The organism is Spirosoma daeguense, assembly GCF_054776875.1.
Genome location: NZ_BAAHBF010000002.1, coordinates 272,045 through 290,493, shown reverse-complemented (window position 1 = coordinate 290,493; position 18,449 = coordinate 272,045). Strand labels below are relative to the sequence as shown.

General features: G+C 45.5%; 15 protein-coding genes. 5 read left to right on the top strand and 10 right to left on the bottom strand.

Annotated elements, in window-relative coordinates; genetic code table 11:
• The first annotated feature begins 198 nt into the window (after nucleotides 1-198).
• On the top strand, nucleotides 199-939 hold the full coding sequence (locus ACYVD4_RS06105; protein ID WP_460943459.1) for an IclR family transcriptional regulator: 741 nt from the start codon (nucleotides 199-201) through the stop codon (nucleotides 937-939).
• A 167-nt stretch (nucleotides 940-1,106) separates the two neighbouring features.
• On the opposite strand, the gene ACYVD4_RS06100 is transcribed toward ACYVD4_RS06105, so the two are convergent.
• Entirely contained in the window at nucleotides 1,107-1,274 is a 168-nt protein-coding gene (locus ACYVD4_RS06100) for a hypothetical protein (RefSeq protein WP_460943457.1), read from the bottom strand.
• A gap of 912 nt (nucleotides 1,275-2,186) precedes the next feature.
• Here ACYVD4_RS06100 and ACYVD4_RS06095 point away from each other — a divergent pair.
• On the top strand, nucleotides 2,187-2,618 hold the full coding sequence (locus ACYVD4_RS06095) for a response regulator (RefSeq protein WP_460943455.1): 432 nt from the start codon (nucleotides 2,187-2,189) through the stop codon (nucleotides 2,616-2,618).
• A gap of 707 nt (nucleotides 2,619-3,325) precedes the next feature.
• Here the strand turns inward: ACYVD4_RS06095 and ACYVD4_RS06090 are convergent.
• Both ACYVD4_RS06090 and ACYVD4_RS06085 read right to left on the bottom strand, forming a co-directional pair.
• Complete coding sequence (locus ACYVD4_RS06090) at nucleotides 3,326-5,227, bottom strand: YgiQ family radical SAM protein (RefSeq protein WP_460943453.1); 1,902 nt, start codon at nucleotides 5,225-5,227, stop codon at nucleotides 3,326-3,328.
• A gap of 85 nt (nucleotides 5,228-5,312) precedes the next feature.
• A complete protein-coding gene (locus ACYVD4_RS06085; protein ID WP_460943451.1) occupies nucleotides 5,313-6,287 on the bottom strand; it encodes an NADPH:quinone oxidoreductase family protein in 975 nt (324 codons plus the stop codon).
• A gap of 122 nt (nucleotides 6,288-6,409) precedes the next feature.
• Here ACYVD4_RS06085 and ACYVD4_RS06080 point away from each other — a divergent pair, with 122 nt between their 5' ends.
• The 3 genes from ACYVD4_RS06080 to ACYVD4_RS06070 all read left to right on the top strand — a co-directional run bounded on the left by ACYVD4_RS06080 (nucleotide 6,410) and on the right by ACYVD4_RS06070 (nucleotide 9,732).
• Entirely contained in the window at nucleotides 6,410-8,140 is a 1,731-nt protein-coding gene (locus ACYVD4_RS06080) for an alpha-L-fucosidase (protein WP_460943449.1), read from the top strand.
• A 66-nt stretch (nucleotides 8,141-8,206) separates the two neighbouring features.
• Nucleotides 8,207-8,809, top strand: coding sequence for a Crp/Fnr family transcriptional regulator (locus tag ACYVD4_RS06075; RefSeq protein WP_460943447.1), 603 nt, complete (start codon nucleotides 8,207-8,209; stop codon nucleotides 8,807-8,809).
• A 65-nt stretch (nucleotides 8,810-8,874) separates the two neighbouring features.
• The gene (locus ACYVD4_RS06070) at nucleotides 8,875-9,732 is read left to right on the top strand and encodes an acyl-CoA thioester hydrolase/BAAT C-terminal domain-containing protein (protein ID WP_460943445.1); all 858 of its coding nucleotides are present in this window, start codon (nucleotides 8,875-8,877) and stop codon (nucleotides 9,730-9,732) included.
• 85 nt (nucleotides 9,733-9,817) lie between these two features.
• Here ACYVD4_RS06070 and ACYVD4_RS06065 read toward each other — a convergent pair whose 3' ends face one another.
• The 7 genes from ACYVD4_RS06065 to ACYVD4_RS06035 all read right to left on the bottom strand — a co-directional run bounded on the left by ACYVD4_RS06065 (nucleotide 9,818) and on the right by ACYVD4_RS06035 (nucleotide 18,405).
• The gene (locus ACYVD4_RS06065) at nucleotides 9,818-10,684 is read right to left on the bottom strand and encodes a nitrilase-related carbon-nitrogen hydrolase (protein ID WP_460943443.1); all 867 of its coding nucleotides are present in this window, start codon (nucleotides 10,682-10,684) and stop codon (nucleotides 9,818-9,820) included.
• Between the two features lie 90 nt (nucleotides 10,685-10,774).
• Complete coding sequence (gene hydA / locus ACYVD4_RS06060) at nucleotides 10,775-12,157, bottom strand: dihydropyrimidinase (protein WP_460943441.1); 1,383 nt, start codon at nucleotides 12,155-12,157, stop codon at nucleotides 10,775-10,777.
• A gap of 99 nt (nucleotides 12,158-12,256) precedes the next feature.
• Nucleotides 12,257-12,634, bottom strand: a complete 378-nt coding sequence (locus tag ACYVD4_RS06055) for a GxxExxY protein (RefSeq protein ID WP_460943439.1) — start codon at nucleotides 12,632-12,634, stop codon at nucleotides 12,257-12,259.
• A 71-nt stretch (nucleotides 12,635-12,705) separates the two neighbouring features.
• Entirely contained in the window at nucleotides 12,706-14,238 is a 1,533-nt protein-coding gene (locus ACYVD4_RS06050) for an NCS1 family nucleobase:cation symporter-1 (protein ID WP_460944759.1), read from the bottom strand.
• A 62-nt stretch (nucleotides 14,239-14,300) separates the two neighbouring features.
• Nucleotides 14,301-15,353, bottom strand: a complete 1,053-nt coding sequence (locus ACYVD4_RS06045) for a nucleoside hydrolase (RefSeq protein ID WP_460943438.1) — start codon at nucleotides 15,351-15,353, stop codon at nucleotides 14,301-14,303.
• A 106-nt stretch (nucleotides 15,354-15,459) separates the two neighbouring features.
• Nucleotides 15,460-16,812, bottom strand: coding sequence for an aminotransferase class III-fold pyridoxal phosphate-dependent enzyme (locus ACYVD4_RS06040; protein WP_460943436.1), 1,353 nt, complete (start codon nucleotides 16,810-16,812; stop codon nucleotides 15,460-15,462).
• A gap of 114 nt (nucleotides 16,813-16,926) precedes the next feature.
• Complete coding sequence (locus ACYVD4_RS06035) at nucleotides 16,927-18,405, bottom strand: CoA-acylating methylmalonate-semialdehyde dehydrogenase (RefSeq protein ID WP_460943434.1); 1,479 nt, start codon at nucleotides 18,403-18,405, stop codon at nucleotides 16,927-16,929.
• Nucleotides 18,406-18,449: the final 44 nt, after the last annotated feature.

Sequence of the window (18,449 nt, the reverse complement as noted above, 5' to 3'; positions counted from 1 at the left end):
GATTTACGTATTAGAAAATTACTATTACTAGTCCTTTGAATATTCAGACTATATTTCCAGCAATTATCTATTAATCCATTATAATTACCGTAATTTATCAATGATATAGTATTAAGACAATAACTCGAGTTAAATCTACTGAAGAGCATCCATGGATATACAGTCTGCCCTGCAGTATTCTAATTCATTACAAAAGGCATGGTTTTAGTCATAGTTAAAGCGTTGGACATTTTAGAGTGGGTGGCGCGAGATTCCGAGCGGACATACTCATTAACCGAAATTGCAGAAGGTTTGCAGATGAATCAGGCTACCTGCGTTAACATTCTTCAAACGCTGGTCAGTAAAAATTACCTCGAACACCTGGGGCGCAAAAAAGGGTATCGGCTTGGTCCAATGGCCTATAATCTGACCAACAATCTGGCCTATAGTCAGAACCTGGTCCTGGCCGCCAAGAATGCCATGGAGACGCTCACAAAGCAGATCAACGAAACATCGGTTCTGGGGATTATCCGAAATCAGAAGCGATTTATTGTGCATCTTGTCAATAGCGACCAGGATTTGCAGGTCCGGAGCCATACCGAACGAAATATATACGAAACCGCATCAGGTCGGGTGTTGCTGGCTTTTATGTCGCCAAAGGAGCGAGAAAGCTTATTGCAGGCTATTGGCCTTCCCAGACCAGACATTTGGCCGGAAGCAGCTACCTCCGATCAGTTCGGGCACGCTTTAGCCGACATTCAGCGGCAGGAATTGGCTATCACACATTCCCCTACTCATATAATTGGATTGGCTGTACCTATACGCAAACTGGAGCGGGTTGTAGCCAGCCTGAGTGTTTTTCTGCCCGAAATCCGCTGTTCTGAGGCTCGCAAAAGCGGTATTATTCAGGCGTTACGGCAAACGGCTCAGGCGATTGACGAACGACTGGCGATGATGTAGACTTTTTCTAACAGACAATCTATATAAATGTAAGCGATGCCGGCTCTTGTTCAGTTAATCAGTCGTTAATACGGGGCGGATCAATAACCTCGACTGGATTTACACTAACTACTGGGGCAACACCCACCGTTACTTTACCGCTCAATAGTCAGCTCACCTATTCGTTGCTAAAGCTCCCATCGCCATGGGCGAAATTTGGTGGCCCCGGTCTGGTGATCCAGACAGAGAATCAGGTTGTAATCAATGTAAGAAGAATTTACCAGGTGACGGCCAGCACCATTAACGGTTGTGAAGCCCAAGACCACCTTGGTGCAACCCGAGTGTATACGCATCATAAAGACAATCTGGATTGGTGTATCCTAATTGTAATACAGACAGAACCAAGAATTTACATATGCGTTGGGCTGAATAAACTACACAAAAAAAAGCAAACCAATAAAATCAGTTTGCTTTCCGGATTACTCATTTTTAAACTGCTTAAAATTAGATACGCAAACTCATGAATGCCTATTTAATCGACTAATCAGCAAATTGTATAGCTGAAACAGCAAATTTAATCGATTAAGCTTGCATCTCATTGGCTAGTTTTAGGATAAAATATACTCAAGAAGTGAGCTGATTTATAGTTTATTCTCAACAATTGACCAATTTATTTCAGCCTATCTCGTTCCGTACCATTGGCTATTTTTCGTATCCATTTCTACTTATACATATTCTACTTTATCATTATTAAATTATATAAATCATTACAAGTAACAGAATCTATTACTCCAAATTGTTACTGTATACCACATTTTATAAAAATTTATTTACCCACAAACTAAATCAGAGTGGTAATAATTTACTATATTCAATCTCTTATCATTTATGGGTTAGTGTCCCCGCTCTGGCCAATTGGCTGTGCGGGGCATCTTTTAGGTAGATATCACGCGGTATGTCCGCAGCATAAAAACATAATAGTCCCGCTCTAAATGCCTCCGAACCTGAACTCTCTTTTCTTCTTCCTATCTCTCCTGCTACTTCAGGCTCAAATGCTGGGTTACTTTTTATAATTTTAAAGCAGGAAAAATTTTCAGTAGCCATTTATCCATATACTTTCAAACAACTTGTCTACTTTTGGTTTTTGTATATAAAAGCAACAGGCTACTTGGAACTGAGCAAAAGAGTTGATGAATATTTGGTATTTACTGCTGAATAATTAACAATTTTAGACGAACAAGGTATGCTGTTTTAAACTAATCCATGTTATGGCCTCCTCGCCGTTTAATATTTTATTGGTTGATGATGATTCCACACTCGGGGATTTGATGAATCGAGCAGCCGCAACAAGTTTTCCGGAAGCCCGATTTATTCAGGTAACCAGTTTTGAGGAAGCCAAACAGCATCTCGAAGCTCTAGACGATAAAAAGCTTAATCTACTTCTACTGGACATTGACCTCCAGCAACAGGTAGATGGACTTGATTTCCTTGCTTTAGTAAGATCTCACCCACAGGGCCGGTTGCTGCCAGTAGTAATTCTTTCAGGTACTTATACACAAGCACAGATCGATCGGGCTTATTTTATTGGAGCTTCTTCCTTTACGATTAAACCATACAATTTGACCGAATGGAAAACGTACCTGACTAATTTGCGTGCATATTGGTACAGTACCGTTACATTACCCTCACGTAGATATTAATCTATACTCTAACAATCAAGCGATTTCGACGTAGTAAATAAATCTTAGAGTTAAGGTCCTCAAAGAAAAGCGAGCATTTAACGAAAATAGCTAGGTCAATACGTAGTGGAGTTTAAATTGGGGCACCTTCAACACAGGAAACGGAGTGAAAATTTTCAGCCTCGGCAGTGGACTTGCAACAGAATTCTGGAGGTTTTTTTAGGCCGCCATTGAGCTGGTGAAAAGTAAGATTTACCTTGAAAAGGAATTGGATGGTCGCGTTAACTGTTTCCACCTGGCGTGTTTCGAAATTGAACAGCAATATCCCAGCAGTTCCCTTTTCGCCTGGCCATACTTCACAAGACGAACAATTCCTTTAACTGATCTCAAAAATCAATACTGATACTGTGTACTCAGGGACTGCCAGCGTGGTAGAAAGGTAAGTAACCATGCAGTAGATACTTTCCCCACTACTACGTTAAGGTTTGTGCAGACTTCCCTCTAAACTACTACCCCGTTTTCAACAGATTCACGAACCGAGCCTTTTGCGTAGGGCAAATTGATAGACATCAGCCTAAAGCTTTTTTTAAAAACGATCCGCCTTTATGGTCTTTTCTCACTAACCAGATTTAAGAGTTGGCCCAAATCTGTCTAAAAATCACATTAGTCAAATGTAGTAAGTTGACAGCTTCTGTTTAAACAATTACTCATGGCAGTTCGAAGGAAAATCATTTTCGAAACTTCCGATTTCCTTTTTTACCCTTGCTATCAGTATTTTGTTGATGCGAATTTGCATGATGATTTCCAACTAAACGTTCGGCCAAATCAGGGCGCTTGAGCTTATTGAGCCGATTTCGAATCCAGTCTTTGTATTCGGGTTTGTACCAGAAGAAATAACGATTTTGCGCTTGTTTTTCCTCGCGGGTTTTCGCCGTTTTAACCGGTTTCAGTGTGTATGGATGAACGCCCGAATAATAGATCACTTCGGCCACCGTCATTGGCGTTGGTGTAAAATCCTGCACCTGTTCGAGTTGAAAACCCAAATCTTTGGTTTCGGCCGCTAAGTTGGCCATATCCTGTTCTTCGCAGCCGGGGTGCGACGAGATAAAGTACGGAACCAGTGGCTGTTTCAGATTGTGTTTCTCCTGAATCTGGTCGTACTTTTTCTTAAATAGCTTAAAATATTTAAACGACGGTTTCCGCATAATCCGCAACGTATCATCGGCGGTATGTTCAGGAGCCACTTTCAACCTGCCTGATACGTGGCGTGTTGTCAGTTGCTCCATGTACTCATCGTGGTTGCCGTCGGCGTTGTTCTTATTAAAATCATCAACCAGTAAATCGTACCGAATTCCCGAACCAACAAACGCCTTTTTAACGGCTGGATTTGCGTCTACTTTCCGATATAGTTCGGTTAGCGGTTTATGCGACGTATCAAGATTCGAGCAGATAACCGGGTGAATACAGCTCGGGCTCTGACAACGGGCACAAATCGCTTCGTCTTTACCTTTCATCTTGTACATATTGGCCGACGGCCCACCCAGATCCGAAATATATCCTTTAAACTCAGGATGTTTCGTGATTTCATCAACTTCTTTTAGTACCGACTTCTCACTACGTGACGCAATAAATTTACCCTGATGGGCCGAAATCGTACAGAAGCTACAGCCGCCAAAACATCCCCGGTGCATATTGACCGAGAATTTAATCATATCGTAGGCCGGAATTGGACCCCGTTTTTTGTATTTCGGGTGCGGCAATCGGGTGTATGGCAAATCGAACGACTTATCGACTTCGGCCTCATCCATCGTTTTAAACGGAGGATTGATCACCAAAACCTGATCGCCAACTTTCTGCGTAATCCGGTTGGCCTGCCACTTATTCGACTCAACTTCAACGATTTTAAAATTAGCCGCGTACTTTATTTTATCATCCAAGCACTCTTCGTGGCTGGACAGTTCAACCGTGTTCCAATTGTTATAATCACGTAGCGACGTAGCAGCATCGTGCATAAACGCCACCTGATTAATGTTACGCATCGACGAAAACGGTACGCCTTTCTGCACCAGTTTCAGGATTTCACGTAGTGGCTGTTCGCCCATACCATACACCAGCATATCGGCACCGGCATCGACCAGAATCGACGGCAACAGTTTATCCTGCCAATAATCGTAGTGGGTTACGCGACGTAGTGAAGCCTCAATTCCACCTAACAGCACTGGCACATCGGGATACAATGTTTTCAGGATATTGGAGTAGACAATTGTGGCATAATCAGGCCGAAAACCCGCTTCACCACCGGGCGTGTAGGAATCGTTGGAACGTAGCCGTTTGTTAGCCGTATAGTGGTTCACCATCGAATCCATGCAGCCCGCCGTTACGCCAAAGAAGTATTTGGGCCGCCCGAATTTCTTAAAGTCGCGCAGGTCGTCTTTCCAGTTTGGCTGGGCAATAACAGCTACCCGAAAGCCTTCACTCTCCATTATTCGGCCGATTACAGCAGTGCCAAAGGCGGGATGGTCGACGTACGCATCGCCCGAAACCAGAACGATATCAACTTCATCCCAGCCTCTTTTCTCGACTTCTTTCATCGTCAGCGGCAACCAGTCTGTTAGGGGTCTTTCAGTCATATACTACGTGAGCTTATGCCTTTGAAAACCACTGATTCCACTAAATAATTCACTTTTTCGTTACGTAAATCTGAATCATAATACGCTATATAACCACAACGGCTTTCCCAATAATCCGGCGCTCCATCATATCGGTGAGTGCCTGCGGGGCTTCGGCCAATGAATACAGTTTAGAAATACGCGGGGCAATTTTCCCCTGAAGTACCCACGTAGCGATTTGTTCCATATTCTGCCGATTGAGTTCGGGTTCTTTCTGACCAAACATTCCCCAGAAAACACCGACAATTGAAGAACCTTTTAGCAGCGCCAGATTCAACGGAATTTTAGGAATATCGCCACCCGCAAAACCAACCACCAGATACCGCCCGCGCCACGCCAGCGAACGGATGGCCGGATCTGCCCATTTATCGCCAACCGGGTCATACACTACGTCGACGCCCTTACCATTCGTAATCTCTTTGATACGTTCGCGCAGATCTTCCGTAGTGTAATTGATTCCATACGTAGCACCTTTCTGTTGACAGATAGCCAGTTTTTCATCGGTCGACGCTGCTGCAATCACAGTGGCGCCCATCAACTTCCCTAATTCAACAGCCGCCAAGCCCACTCCACCAGCCGCTCCTAAAACCAGCAAGGTTTCGCCAGATTGCAGTTGCGCCCGATCTTTCAATGCGTGATACGACGTACCAAATGCGTATAAGGTCGATGCTCCCGTTACAAAGTCCATACCTTCGGGAATCGGTAACGTAGCACGCGCTTCGGCGATACGTTCCTCAGCCAGTCCGCCGTGGGTGCCGTAAGTAAATACGCGATCACCCGGTTTCACATGTGTTACGTTATCCCCTACTTCCTTGACGATGCCAGAAGCCTCGCTACCGGGCGAAAAAGGAAGTTGCGGTTTAAACTGATACATGTTTCGGATGGTAAGCGTATCGGGGAAATTCAAACTACAGGCTTTCACCTGGATCAATACGTCGCTTGGACCGGGTGATGGCGATGGTACGTCTTCAAGCGTTAACGTATCGGGCAGGCCGTAGGCATTACAGACAATCGCTTTCATGGGTAAACTTTTTAAAGAAATGGTTTAGGTAATATAATGAGCCTGTTGATTCGATTTTAACAAGCTGCTACGTTCCAAGTATTTAGGCTTGAAACGTAGCACAAAAACGCCAAAATTTAGCCATGACTCGTAAAATTCTAACGTTCTGCTTACTGGGTCTTTTTGGACAGGCGATGGCTCAGCAACCCATTTCACAAAATCAGCGCTTGCAATGGTGGCGTGATGGTCGATTGGGTTTGTTTGTTCATTGGGGGCCAGTGAGCCGTATCGGGAAAGAAATAAGCTGGTCGCGCGAGGACTATGGCAAGAGTCGCTACGATTCGCTGTATCTGCGTTTCAACCCGACCAAGTTCAATGCTCGCGAATGGGTTCGAATGGCAAAACGTAACGGCTTCAAATACATCGTTCTAACGGCTAAGCACCACGACGGTTTCTGTCTCTGGGGCACCAAGACAACGACGTATAACATTCTGTCGTCGCCGTTTAATCGGGATATTTGTAAAGAATTAGCGCAGGCTGCGCACGATGAAGGCATGCCGATTGGCTGGTATTTTTCAGTAGCCGACTGGAAGGATCCTGACTGTCGGAACCCCAAAAAAAACGGGCAATTTGCCGACCGGGTACAAACTCAAATACGTGAATTGCTGACCAACTACGGCGACATCAGTCTGTTGTGGATTGATTTTGAAGGCTGGCCCAGCCCCGTTCAGCCGAAAAAAGTATTTGATCTGGCCCGAAGCCTGAACCCTCGTATCATTATTAATAATCGGCTCGAGCCGTTCACGCCCGATGAGTCGCACGCGTATTTAGGCAACTATGCTGATTATACAACGCCCGAAGGTTTTGTGGCGGGTTACGGAGCCATTCCGTGGGAAACCTGCACGAACATGGGGCATCAGTGGGCCTGGCGTTTCGGCGATTCACCGCGACCGCTTAACGAATGTGTACAAACGCTGCTACGTTGTGTTGGCGGGAATGGCAATCTGTTGTTCAATATTGGCCCCGATAGTACGGGTGTGTTTCCGGCCTCATTCGTCGAACGTACTACTGAAATGGGTAACTGGATTTCTCGTCATGCCGAAGCCATTTACCAAACGGAGGCCGGGCCGTATACTCCCGCACAGGAGTATGTCAGTACGTATCGCGGAAACACGATTTATGTATACATTTTCCCGACCAGTACGAATGTAGTTCAGTTACCGCCACTCTCCGCTACCATAAAAAGCGCCCGATTACTCGATGGTACGGCCATTGTTGTAAACCAGAAACCTACAGAGCTTCAACTTGTTTTGCCAGAAAAAAACCCAGACACCGTGGCGACAGTTATTGCGCTGACGCTCGACAAACCGGTTGCTACACTCGAAAAAATCAAGCAATTTTCAACCAGTAACGCGTTGTCTTACAATAAGAAAGCAAGTGCCTCCAGTGCTGTTGGTCCGTTTTTGCACGATGCATCGGTTGCGTTCGATGATAACCCAAATACGTACTGGAAAATGGGCCGACGGACTGACGTAAATTTTGATAACTACTACGGTACTAATATCCATTATCTATCTGATTCGGTGTATGCTCTTTATCAGCATACGGGCTGGCTGGAGATAGACCTTGGCAAACCTCAAACTATTAATCGGCTAGCAGTTAGCGAATTTGTTTATCAGAAATCATCAATCAACGCATTTTCTATTGAGTACCAGAAAGATGAGCAATGGATACCGTTAGTAAAAGACACGCATATGGGAAACTGGTGGAAAGCGATTTCGCCGATTCGGGCACAAAAGCTTCGCTTAGTCATTGAGGATTCACAAGGTTACCCCGGCATACGTGAATTTCAGGTGTTTGGTGCAAAACAGTAGCGTAAACACAATTTTGAACGTAGCGCCAGAAATCACTACGTTGCTTGTAGAATTAACCCGTTACGTATGCCAGCAGAAGTAGATAGCAATCAACCTACATCGTCAATCGAGGTGTTATTCCAGCACTTCGAAAAATATATTTGGTTATCTGACGAACTGAAATCAGAACTAGCAAAACGAGTACATTTTACAACTTTCAAAAAAGGTGAACTCGTGCTACGTGCCGATCAGGTTTGCACGAAAAGTTATTTCATTCAGAAAGGATTGCTAAGGACGTATTTTCTTAAAGACGGAAAGGAAATCAGCGAGTACTTTTCGTATGAGGAAGAATGGGTGAATTCGCCCCGAAGTTTCATGCAACGAATACCCGATATTTACTATATCGACGCGCTTGAACCGACCGATGTTTTTTACCTGCACATCAACGACTTAGGTTTCCTTTTCGACAATTTTCCGAGTATGGAGCGTTATGCCCGACTGTCGATGGGAGCCATTTTTGGTCACCTTCTAGAACGTATTACATCGATGCGCTTTACGTCGGCAAAGGAAAAGTATGAACACTTCTGCACTGTTTATCAGGACATTTACCACCGGATTCCACTTGGAATGATTGCCTCCTATCTGGGTATTACACAGGAAACGTTGAGCCGAATCAGAGCTGAAAAATGATTATTTGATATAGGTCAAAAATCGGGGAGTTTTTACTGTTCTATTTTGTCAAAAAAACAAAAACTATGAACAGAATTAAGTTTATCAACTTTCTGATTATCGGCATATTATCTATTATCTCCGTCAACACATTTGCCCAGCTAACACTCAACACGCCGAACGTAAACAGTGTGCTGTATGTCGGTAAAAGCAAAAATCAGCCTTTAGTAGTCGGGTTGGGTGGTTCCGAAGGTGGTAATGCCTGGACAAGCAATCGCTGGAAACCGATTCGCGACCAGTTTCTCGAAAAAGGATATGCGTTTCTAGCTATCGGCTACTTTGGGGCTTCTGGTACGCCCGATACGCTGGAACGAATCGCCATTGAACCCATTCATGATGCTATTCTCGAAGCCACAAAAAATCCGCAGGTCAGCAAAACGAGAATTGCGATTGTGGGCGGGTCGAGAGGAGCCGATTTAGCCCTGTTAATAAGCAGTTATTATTCTGATATAAACTGCGTAGTAGGAATTGTGCCCAGCCACGTAGTATTTCCGGGCAACACAAACCATTTCACTACGTCGACCTGGACGTATCAGGGGAAAGAGTTACCATTTGTACCAGTCAATGAGGCTGCCGTTCCGTTTCTGATCAAACGAGATTTACGCGGTACGTTCGAAGCTATGCTGCGCGATAGTGTTGCCGAAGAGAAAGCCCGCATTCACGTGGAGAACATAAAGGGGTCAATTCTTTTATTGTCAGCGACGAAGGATGAAATTATTCCCAGCACACCCATGTGCGAGAAAATCATCAGCCGACTACGTAGTAAGAACTTCAGCTATGTTAACGAACACGTAGCGATTGAGGGTAGTCATGCTGAACCACTGAAACATTTCGACAAAATTTTCGAATTCCTCGACAGAAATTTTCTCAAAAACGAACACTAACTAATTCACTACGTATCAACAAAACTGCCCGAACATATTGGCTCGGGCAGTTACTTAGCTTATTGCGATTTTGCTACGTAGCATTCTACAATTCAACCAGTTTTCCGTATGTTTCAGGTCTTCTGTCGCGGAAGAATTGCCATACGCTACGTACCTCATCAATCATATCGAGGTCGAATTCAGAAATAAGAAGTTCGTCTTTGTCTTCCGAAGCAGTGGCAAAAATCTGCCCACGCGGATCAACAAAATAAGACGAACCATAGAACCGACCGAGATTCCAGGGTTTTTCTTCCCCTACCCGATTAATACAACCCATAAAATAGCCATTGGCTGCCGCATGGGCAGGTTGCTCCAGTTTCCAGAGGTATTGCGAAAGTCCCGCTACGGTTGCCGAAGGGTTATACACAATTTCTGCGCCGTTCAGGCCGAGGCAACGCGCTCCATCGGGAAAATGGCGGTCGTAGCAGATGTAAACGCCAATTTTCGCGTATTTGGTCTGGAAAACAGGATAACCCAGATTGCCGGGTTTAAAAAAGAATTTTTCCCAAAAACCCGACGTGTGTGGAATATGATTTTTCCGATATTTACCCAGATACGTACCATCGGCATCAATCACAGCCGCCGTGTTATAAAGCACACCCGCCTGTTCTCTCTCGAAAATCGGGACAATCATGACCATGTTGTACTTTTTGGCATACTCGGCCATCAGGTCGGTAGTCGGCCCCGGAATGGTTTCCGCCGATTTATACCACTCCGCGTTCTGACCGGGGCAGAAATAAGGCGTATTGAAAATTTCCTGCAAACACAGAATCTGAACACCTTTCTGACCGGCTTCTTCGATGAGCGGCAGATGTTTTTGCAGCATTGCTGCCTTAATTTCGTCGATAGTGCCCTCGCCTTCTGTCATCGGCAGGCTCATCTGTATCAATCCCGATTTTACGATTCTTGGCATAATTGTTTTAGTTTATAGTATAGGGCATGGGGAAGAGATACTTACGCCGGCTTGTGAACCCTATACCCTAACCCCTATTCCCTACGCCGATTATATCTTCCCGCTTACTTTATTTCGTTTTATGAACTGACCGTATCCTCTGTCGACCAGACAGTTATTATCATCAATCGCCACTTTACCACGTAGCAATACCGTTTTCACTTTACCTGTCAATTCTCGGCCTTCATAGCCAGAGTAGTCGACGTTCATGTGATGGGTTTTGGCAGATAACGTGTGTGTTTCATTGGGGTCGAAAAGAACAATGTCGGCGTCGCTACCCACGGCAATGGTGCCTTTGCGAGGGAACATCCCAAAAATTTTGGCGGGATTGGTACAAGCTACCTCTACGTATTTGTTGAGGGTAATTTTGCCGTTATGAACACCTTCGCTATAGAGCAGTTCCATCCGGTTTTCGATGGCCGGGTGCCCATTCGGAATTTTTGAGAAATCATCTTTTCCCATCAATTTTTGCTCCCACATGAACGGACAGTGATCGGTAGCCACAACCTGTACAAGTCCCTGATTAATGCCCGCCCACAGGGTTTGCTGGTCTTTTTTCTCGCGCAATGGTGGACTCATGACCCACTTGGCTCCCTCAAATTCGTCCCCATATAGCGACGCATCCAGCACCAGATATTGAATACAGGTTTCAACAAATACTTTTTGATTGCGCCGGGTTGCACCGCGAACAGCGTTTAAGGCTCCTTCGCAGGTCATGTGGACAATATAGCCGGGACATCCCGTATAGTCAGCCATGTCAGAAAAACGCCCACTGGCTTCGGCTTCGGTTACTTCGGGTTGCGACAGATAATGGTAGCGCGGAGTTAATTTTCCTTCGGCCCTGTGTTTGGCTGTAAGGTAGTCGATCACATCGCCGTTTGTTGCGTGAACCGTTACCATACCGCCCTGTTTCTTCACCTCTTGCATCAGGCCAATCATCTGCCGGTCGTCAATCATGAGTGCACCTTTGTAAGCCATGAAGGTCTTGAACGACGTAATACCTTCGTTCTCAACCATTTCTTTTATTTCAGCCTTCGAGTTTTCGTTGAAGTCGGTAACGGCCATGTGGAAGCTATAATCGCCCACAGCGGTTCCTTTAGCCCGCGAATTCCACTCGGCCAGTGCTTCTTTCAACGAATGCCCCTGTTTTTGCAGGACAAAATCAATTACAGTAGTTGTTCCACCGAAAAGCGCTGCCCGTGTACCGGTCTCGTGCGTATCGCTCGAGAACGTACCCATAAAAGGCATTTCCAGATGCACATGTGGGTCGATACCACCCGGAAAAACCAGCTTTCCTGACGCATCAATCACCGTATCTGCTTCAACAGGCAAGTTTTTCCCGATCGCAGAAATGGTTTCGCCTTCGATGAAAATATCGGCAACGTAATCGTCAGCAGCCGTTATTATCCGGCCATTTTTGATCAATATTGACATGGTAAATCTTTATATGCTTTGCGAAAACCTTAGCGTTATTACTGCAAAAAAGCTTAACTGCAAAGAACGCTGAGTTTTAACGCAAAGGTTCGCTAAGGTTTATAGTCTGTTTACAACTCTTTTTATTCCATCCTTTAATCGAAATACATTGAAGTTAATCAGTAATCCTAACTTATAACCTCCAAGCCTCATGTAAGTCAACGTTTGGGCCAGATGAACATCATTGAGTGCATCAATACTTTTCAATTCAACAACTAGGCAATTTTCTACCAGTATATCGATTCGGTAACCGCAATCCAGTTTCACCTCTTCAAAAAACAGCGGCATTGGCTTTTCTTTCTCAATAAACAAACCTGCTTTTGTCAGCTTGTAAGACAAACATTCTTTGTATGCACTTTCCAATAAGCCGGGTCCTAAAGCGGAGTGAACATCTAAAGCCAATCCGATCACTTTATACGAAATTTCATTCTCTGTCATCTTTGCGAAACTTTGCGGCAACCTTCGCGCCCTTTGCGGTTAAAAGACGGGAAATATATCACAAAGTCTCGCTAAGAGTTAAGCGATAAGTTTTCCGAATTATTCTCAGCCAATGCCACGTTTGTTACTGCCAAAACTTCATTCCGCATCAACCCAAGATACACAGCCCCGCTGACCAGAAACCCGACAAACCAGGCGTAATTATATAACTGTGTAATCCAACCGGGAACGCTATCGGTCGATATCGCCCCTATCGTCACCAGAAAACCGGGAATATTAGGAATGATACCCGCCAGCAACGCAATAATAGCAGCGGAGTTGAATCCGCTCTTAAAGCTATATTGGCCATCAGGGTTGTATAAATCACTCACATTCAACTGTTTCTTTCGAAGGAAATAATAATCGGCAATCATAATTCCGCCAACAGGACCGAGCAAACTGGAATAACCAACCAGCCACGTAAAAATAAAGCCGGTGGGGTCAGCAATGAGCTTCCATGGGAAAATAAAAACACCGATTATACCGGTAATATAGCCACCTTTCCGGAAGTCAATTTTTGATGGGGAGAGGTTCGCAAAATCGTTGGCCGGACTTACGATGTTAGCTGCAATGTTGGTTGCCAGCGTCGAAATCGCTACGGCAATCATGGCAATGCTCACCAGTAATTTACTGTCGAATTTGCCAGCCAGCACAATTGGGTCCCAGATGGTAGTGCCGTAAATAATTGTGGTAGCAGACGTAACAACCACACCAATAAATGAGAACAATGTCATGGCTGGTGGAAGACCTATAATCTGTCCATTTACCTGCGCTTTCTGACTGGTGGCGTAACGAGTGAAATCAGGAATATTGAGCGACAACGTAGCCCAGAAACCAACCATGCCTGTAAGCGCCGGAAAGAAGAACGCGAAAAACGTAGCCGAATCAGCAAACTTCGCGGGCTGCTGAAGAATTGGGCCAAGTCCGTTTCCAGCCGAGATTGCCCAGAACAACAACGCCAAAGCGGCAACCGGAAGAAAAAACGCTTTAAAAACCAGCAGTTTCCGAATACTATCGACACCGAGATACACTACGTACATATTCAGCGCCCAGAAAAGTAGAAAGCAAATGGCTGGGCCAGTTTCCAGACCAAACGAAGCCGGAAAAATCTGAGGCAGTGTTTCCAGTGATGGAATCCAGAGACGTAGCATCTGATAGATAGAAAAACCACCAATCCAGGTCTGGATTCCGAACCAGCCACAGGCCACAATGGCACGTAGCAACGCCGGAATATTTGCCCCTGCCGTACCGAAACTAGAACGTACCAACACTGGGAACGGAATACCATATTTAGCCCCCGCATGACCGTTTAAAATCATGGGAATCAGAACGATCGTATTTCCCAGAAAGATGGTGAAGATAGCCTGCCACCAGTTCATACCGCCCTGAATCAACGAACTAGCCATCATATAAGTGGGAATACAAAGGCTCATGCTAATCCACAGAGCCGCATAGTTCCAGGTTGTCCAGGTTCGTTTTGAGACCGAAATTGGCGCTAAATCTTCACTGTAGAGCGATGAGGTTTCGTCTACATGCATCGGTGTTTCTTCCTGATTGGCTGACACAGTTTTCAAGTTATGGTCGGGAGTTTTTGGTACGAAGAGGACAAATGACAAACTACGTATTTTCAGGCCATTTTTAACGTATCGAAGACCATTTTCTTGAACATGGCTTCATTGGCTTCTACACAAATGGTAACATTCGGCTCTTTGCCCCAAACGCCTAGTTCATCAATAGCTATTGCCCCGAGCGTTAACTCTCCACGGGTTTCGATATCAGCAAAGCGTTTTATTTTTTCGGTAACAATAGTCGGGTCAATTACAGCCGCAATTGTAATGGCATCAGGATGGTTGGAGCCGTTCATTTTCTGATGCTCCATGCAGTACTTCTTACGAATCCGATTGATTTTCAGAAAGAAATCTGAATACCTGGTACCCAGTTTTTCAACCTTTGCATAATCATCATTCGTAAAAACCGAGCTTTTCACGCTTACATCGAAGCCAACGGTTGTTAGCGGAATTCCCGCCTGAAACACAACCCGTGCCGCTTCCGGATCGACCCATGCGTTATACGTAGCACCCGGATTGATATTCCCGTAAAACTTGTAAAAACCACCCATGAAATAGATTTCTTTTACTTTTTTCATGGTAGCCGGTGCCTTCAAAATGGCTAGTGCTACGTTGGTCAGCGGGCCGATGGCAACGATTGTCAGCTCATTCGGATACTTTTCAACCAGACGAATAATCGCATCAACGGCGTGTTCCTGTTCCGGCTTCTGCTTTGGTTCCGGGAAAAACGAATCACTCATGCCATCACTTCCGTGCACATACGTAGCGTTTCCGTGAACCTGACGAACCAGCGGACGCGCCGAACCCTGATAAACCGGAATCTGCCCCGACTTTCCGGCAACTTCCAGCGTGTAAAGCGCGTTTTTCGTCTGCTGGTCAAAGCCAACATTCCCGCACGTAATCGTAAGTGCTTCGACTTTCAACCGGGGCGACGTAACGGCCATTAACACCGCCAACGCATCGTCGGTGGCGGTATCTGTGTCCAGAATAATTCGTTTGGGTGAATCAGCGTTCAGTAACGTAGCGTTTTTTCCAACTACTACGGCTGGTAAACATGCCGATACAGCCCCTACCGATACGGTCTGAATGAACTTTCGCCGGGTTGCGAACATAAATTTGTCTAGTTAATGCGAGGAAAAATGCACAATCAACAATGACTGATGGATTAGCCTGCAATATCTTACCATTTTCCATTTTTCATCATGCTTTTTCTGCCTCCTAGACCTCTGTTACATACTCATCAGCAATTTTCAGAGCTTCGCTGATAATTGCCAGCCCTTCATCGATCTGTTCTTTAGTCACAATAAGCGGAGGGGCCACAAACACGTAGCTCCAGCGTACAAATGTGTACATACCAAGCTCTTTAATTTTGGCCGCTACCTTTCCCATTACTGCCATTTCTTCAGGTTTAGCGTTGAAGGGAGCCATCGCTTCTTTGGTAGAACGGTTTTTCACGATTTCGAAACAGCCCAGCAAACCCATTGTTCTGAAATCGCCGATGCAGGGGTGTTTCGCTTTCATTAATTCAGCCTGTTGAGCTACGTATTGGCCCATTTCGGCCGCATTTTCGATAAGATTATCGTCTTCGTAAATCTTAATCGTTTCGAGCGCAGCCGCACAACCGACTGGGTGCGCGTTATACGTCATGCCCGTTGCCAGCACCGTATCGTCGTAGCGCGCGGCAATTTTATCGGTAACCATCAGGCAGCCAAACGGCAGATAACCACTCGTAATTCCTTTGGCCATGGTTACCATATCCGGCACAATACCATGATTTTCAAAGCCAAACCATTTTCCAGTACGTCCGAACCCGCTCATCACTTCATCCATAATCAGCAGAATGCCATATTTGTCGCAGATTTCCCGAACGGCTTTCAGATACCCCACCGGATATTGCAGACAACCCGACGTACCGGATTCACCTTCGAGCAGAAAAGCGGCAATATTACCGGGACCTTCGTATGAAATGATACGTTCGAGTTGGGCAATAGCATCAGGCAACATGCTTTCTTCATCATGATTCCAACGATACCGATACGGAATGTCGATATGGACAAAATTGGGCGATTGTTGTGAATCGTCGGGCAGTTTACGCGGATCACCACCAACTGACAGCGCCCCATACGTAGCGCCGTGATACGACTGATACCGACTCAAAATTTTATGCCGCCCAGTATACGAACGTGCCAATTTCAGAGCCGCTTCTATTGACGTAGCACCGCACAGGGTGAAGTAAGCTTTGTTGAGATCGCCGGGGCAGATTTCTGCCATTTTCTTTCCCAGTTCACCCCGTACTTTGGTCACGCAATAGGGCGTTACGTAGCTCACTTCCTGCATCTGCCGAACCACAGCTTCCGTAATTCGTTGATTTCCATGACCGATGTTTACATTCATCAGTCCTGATGAAAAGTCGATATAGCGCTTGCCGTCATAATCATAGAGATAGACGCCCTGCGCATATTTTACGGCAATGGGCGAAATTCCCTTCTGCTTACTCCAGACAAAAACGGTTGAATCAAAATTGTCTTGCAGAACCTCCTGCGTTTCGGAAAGTGTTTGTGTATCAAGCATGATTTTTAAGTTCTAAGGTTATATGGTTGTAGAGTTATAAAGTTGCAGGATTCGTGAGCGCGTCAGCTAACTTTATAACCTCACAACCCTACAACTTTATAACACTAATTATATTTAGCTCATCCAGTTAATACCTGCCTCGGGGTTCCACTTGGTGGTGCTTTTCTTCAGTTTTGTCCAGAATTCGATGGAGCTTTTTCCGGTAATATCACCGACACCGAATCGACTTTCATTCCAACCGCCAAACGAGAATGGTTCACGCGGAACGGGTACGCCCACGTTTACGCCAACCATCCCGGCGCTGGCCCGATCCATCACGTAACGCGCCATGCCACCATTTTGCGTAAACACCGAAGCGGCATTCCCGTACGGATTCGCATTTTCAATTGCCAGTGCTTCATCTACCGTTTTGGTACGCATAATACTGATCACGGGGCCGAAGATTTCTTCTTTAGCAATAGCCATATCAGGCGTTACGTAGTCAATCACCGTAGGTCCAACATACGTACCATTTTCCTTGCCCTCTACCGTCGGGCTACGTCCGTCGACCAGCACTTTTGCGCCTTGATTTTCAGCCTCAGTAATGTAGCGTTCTATGCGTTCTTTGGATTCGCGATTAATAACGGCACCGAGATTTTTACCTGGCACTACGTTACGTGCTTCCTCGCAAAGTTTCTCAATGATATGGTCGACCGGCCCCACAGCAACCATAGCTGAAGCCGCCATACATCGTTGACCTGCACAACCAGCCATCGACGCGGTAATATTTTGCGCAGTCATACCCGGAATAGCGTCGGGCAATACAATCAGGTGATTTTTGGCGCCACCCAATGCTAAGCACCGTTTCAGATTGCTCGTGGCACGCTGATAGACAAGTTTCGCAATTTTGGTAGAGCCCACAAATGACACTGCTTCGATGCCCGGATGATCACAGATCGCTTCTACTACGTCCCGATCTCCATGTACTACGTTGAAAACGCCTTTGGGCAATCCGGCTTCCTGCAACAGTTCGGCCAGACGACCAACGCTCAGCGGTACCTTTTCCGACGGTTTGATAATCATGCAATTACCTAGCGCAATGGCGTTGGGAATTGTCCAGTTAGGAACCATGCTCGGAAAATTAAACGGCACAATACTCGCCACTACACCCAATGCTACGTGTTCAGTACGGCATTCGACACCCCGACTCACTTCCAGAATTTCGCCGGGAATAAGTTGAGGCAATGAGCAGGCAAATTCCGTTAGTTCAGCCCCTTTTTCGATTTCAGCAACGGCCTCCTCGTATGTTTTGCCGTTTTCTTCCTGTATAAGAAGTGCCAGTTCTTTCAGGTTTTTCTCCAGTAATGCTTTATAGCGAAAAAAGACCTGCACTCTTTCTTTAATTGGCATACGGCTCCAGATCGGAAATGCCGCTTTAGCCGCCTGAACAGCGCTGTCCAAATCCTGGCTGATTGACAATGGAACCGTCGATAGTAACGTACCGTCTACCGGTGAAACAACATCCAGCATTCTATCGGTTAAGGGCGTTACAAATTCACCGTTTATATAATTTCGAATTGGCGTATACTTCATTTCCTTGGGCGAAATCTGCATATTTTGCAAAATAGCATTCGCAAACTAAAAAATATTTAATCTAT

Excerpts from the sequence above, each read along its gene's own strand:
- ACYVD4_RS06105 (WP_460943459.1), top strand. The coding sequence starts at position 199 with ATGGTTTTAGTCATAGTTAAAGCGTTGGACATTTTAGAGTGGGTGGCG.
- ACYVD4_RS06100 (WP_460943457.1), bottom strand. The coding sequence starts at position 1,274 with ATGATGCGTATACACTCGGGTTGCACCAAGGTGGTCTTGGGCTTCACA.
- ACYVD4_RS06095 (WP_460943455.1), top strand. The coding sequence starts at position 2,187 with ATGGCCTCCTCGCCGTTTAATATTTTATTGGTTGATGATGATTCCACA.
- ACYVD4_RS06090 (WP_460943453.1), bottom strand. The coding sequence starts at position 5,227 with ATGACTGAAAGACCCCTAACAGACTGGTTGCCGCTGACGATGAAAGAA.
- ACYVD4_RS06085 (WP_460943451.1), bottom strand. The coding sequence starts at position 6,287 with ATGAAAGCGATTGTCTGTAATGCCTACGGCCTGCCCGATACGTTAACG.
- ACYVD4_RS06080 (WP_460943449.1), top strand. The coding sequence starts at position 6,410 with ATGACTCGTAAAATTCTAACGTTCTGCTTACTGGGTCTTTTTGGACAG.
- ACYVD4_RS06075 (WP_460943447.1), top strand. The coding sequence starts at position 8,207 with ATGCCAGCAGAAGTAGATAGCAATCAACCTACATCGTCAATCGAGGTG.
- ACYVD4_RS06070 (WP_460943445.1), top strand. The coding sequence starts at position 8,875 with ATGAACAGAATTAAGTTTATCAACTTTCTGATTATCGGCATATTATCT.
- ACYVD4_RS06065 (WP_460943443.1), bottom strand. The coding sequence starts at position 10,684 with ATGCCAAGAATCGTAAAATCGGGATTGATACAGATGAGCCTGCCGATG.
- hydA (WP_460943441.1), bottom strand. The coding sequence starts at position 12,157 with ATGTCAATATTGATCAAAAATGGCCGGATAATAACGGCTGCTGACGAT.
- ACYVD4_RS06055 (WP_460943439.1), bottom strand. The coding sequence starts at position 12,634 with ATGACAGAGAATGAAATTTCGTATAAAGTGATCGGATTGGCTTTAGAT.
- ACYVD4_RS06045 (WP_460943438.1), bottom strand. The coding sequence starts at position 15,353 with ATGTTCGCAACCCGGCGAAAGTTCATTCAGACCGTATCGGTAGGGGCT.
- ACYVD4_RS06040 (WP_460943436.1), bottom strand. The coding sequence starts at position 16,812 with ATGCTTGATACACAAACACTTTCCGAAACGCAGGAGGTTCTGCAAGAC.
- ACYVD4_RS06035 (WP_460943434.1), bottom strand. The coding sequence starts at position 18,405 with ATGCAGATTTCGCCCAAGGAAATGAAGTATACGCCAATTCGAAATTAT.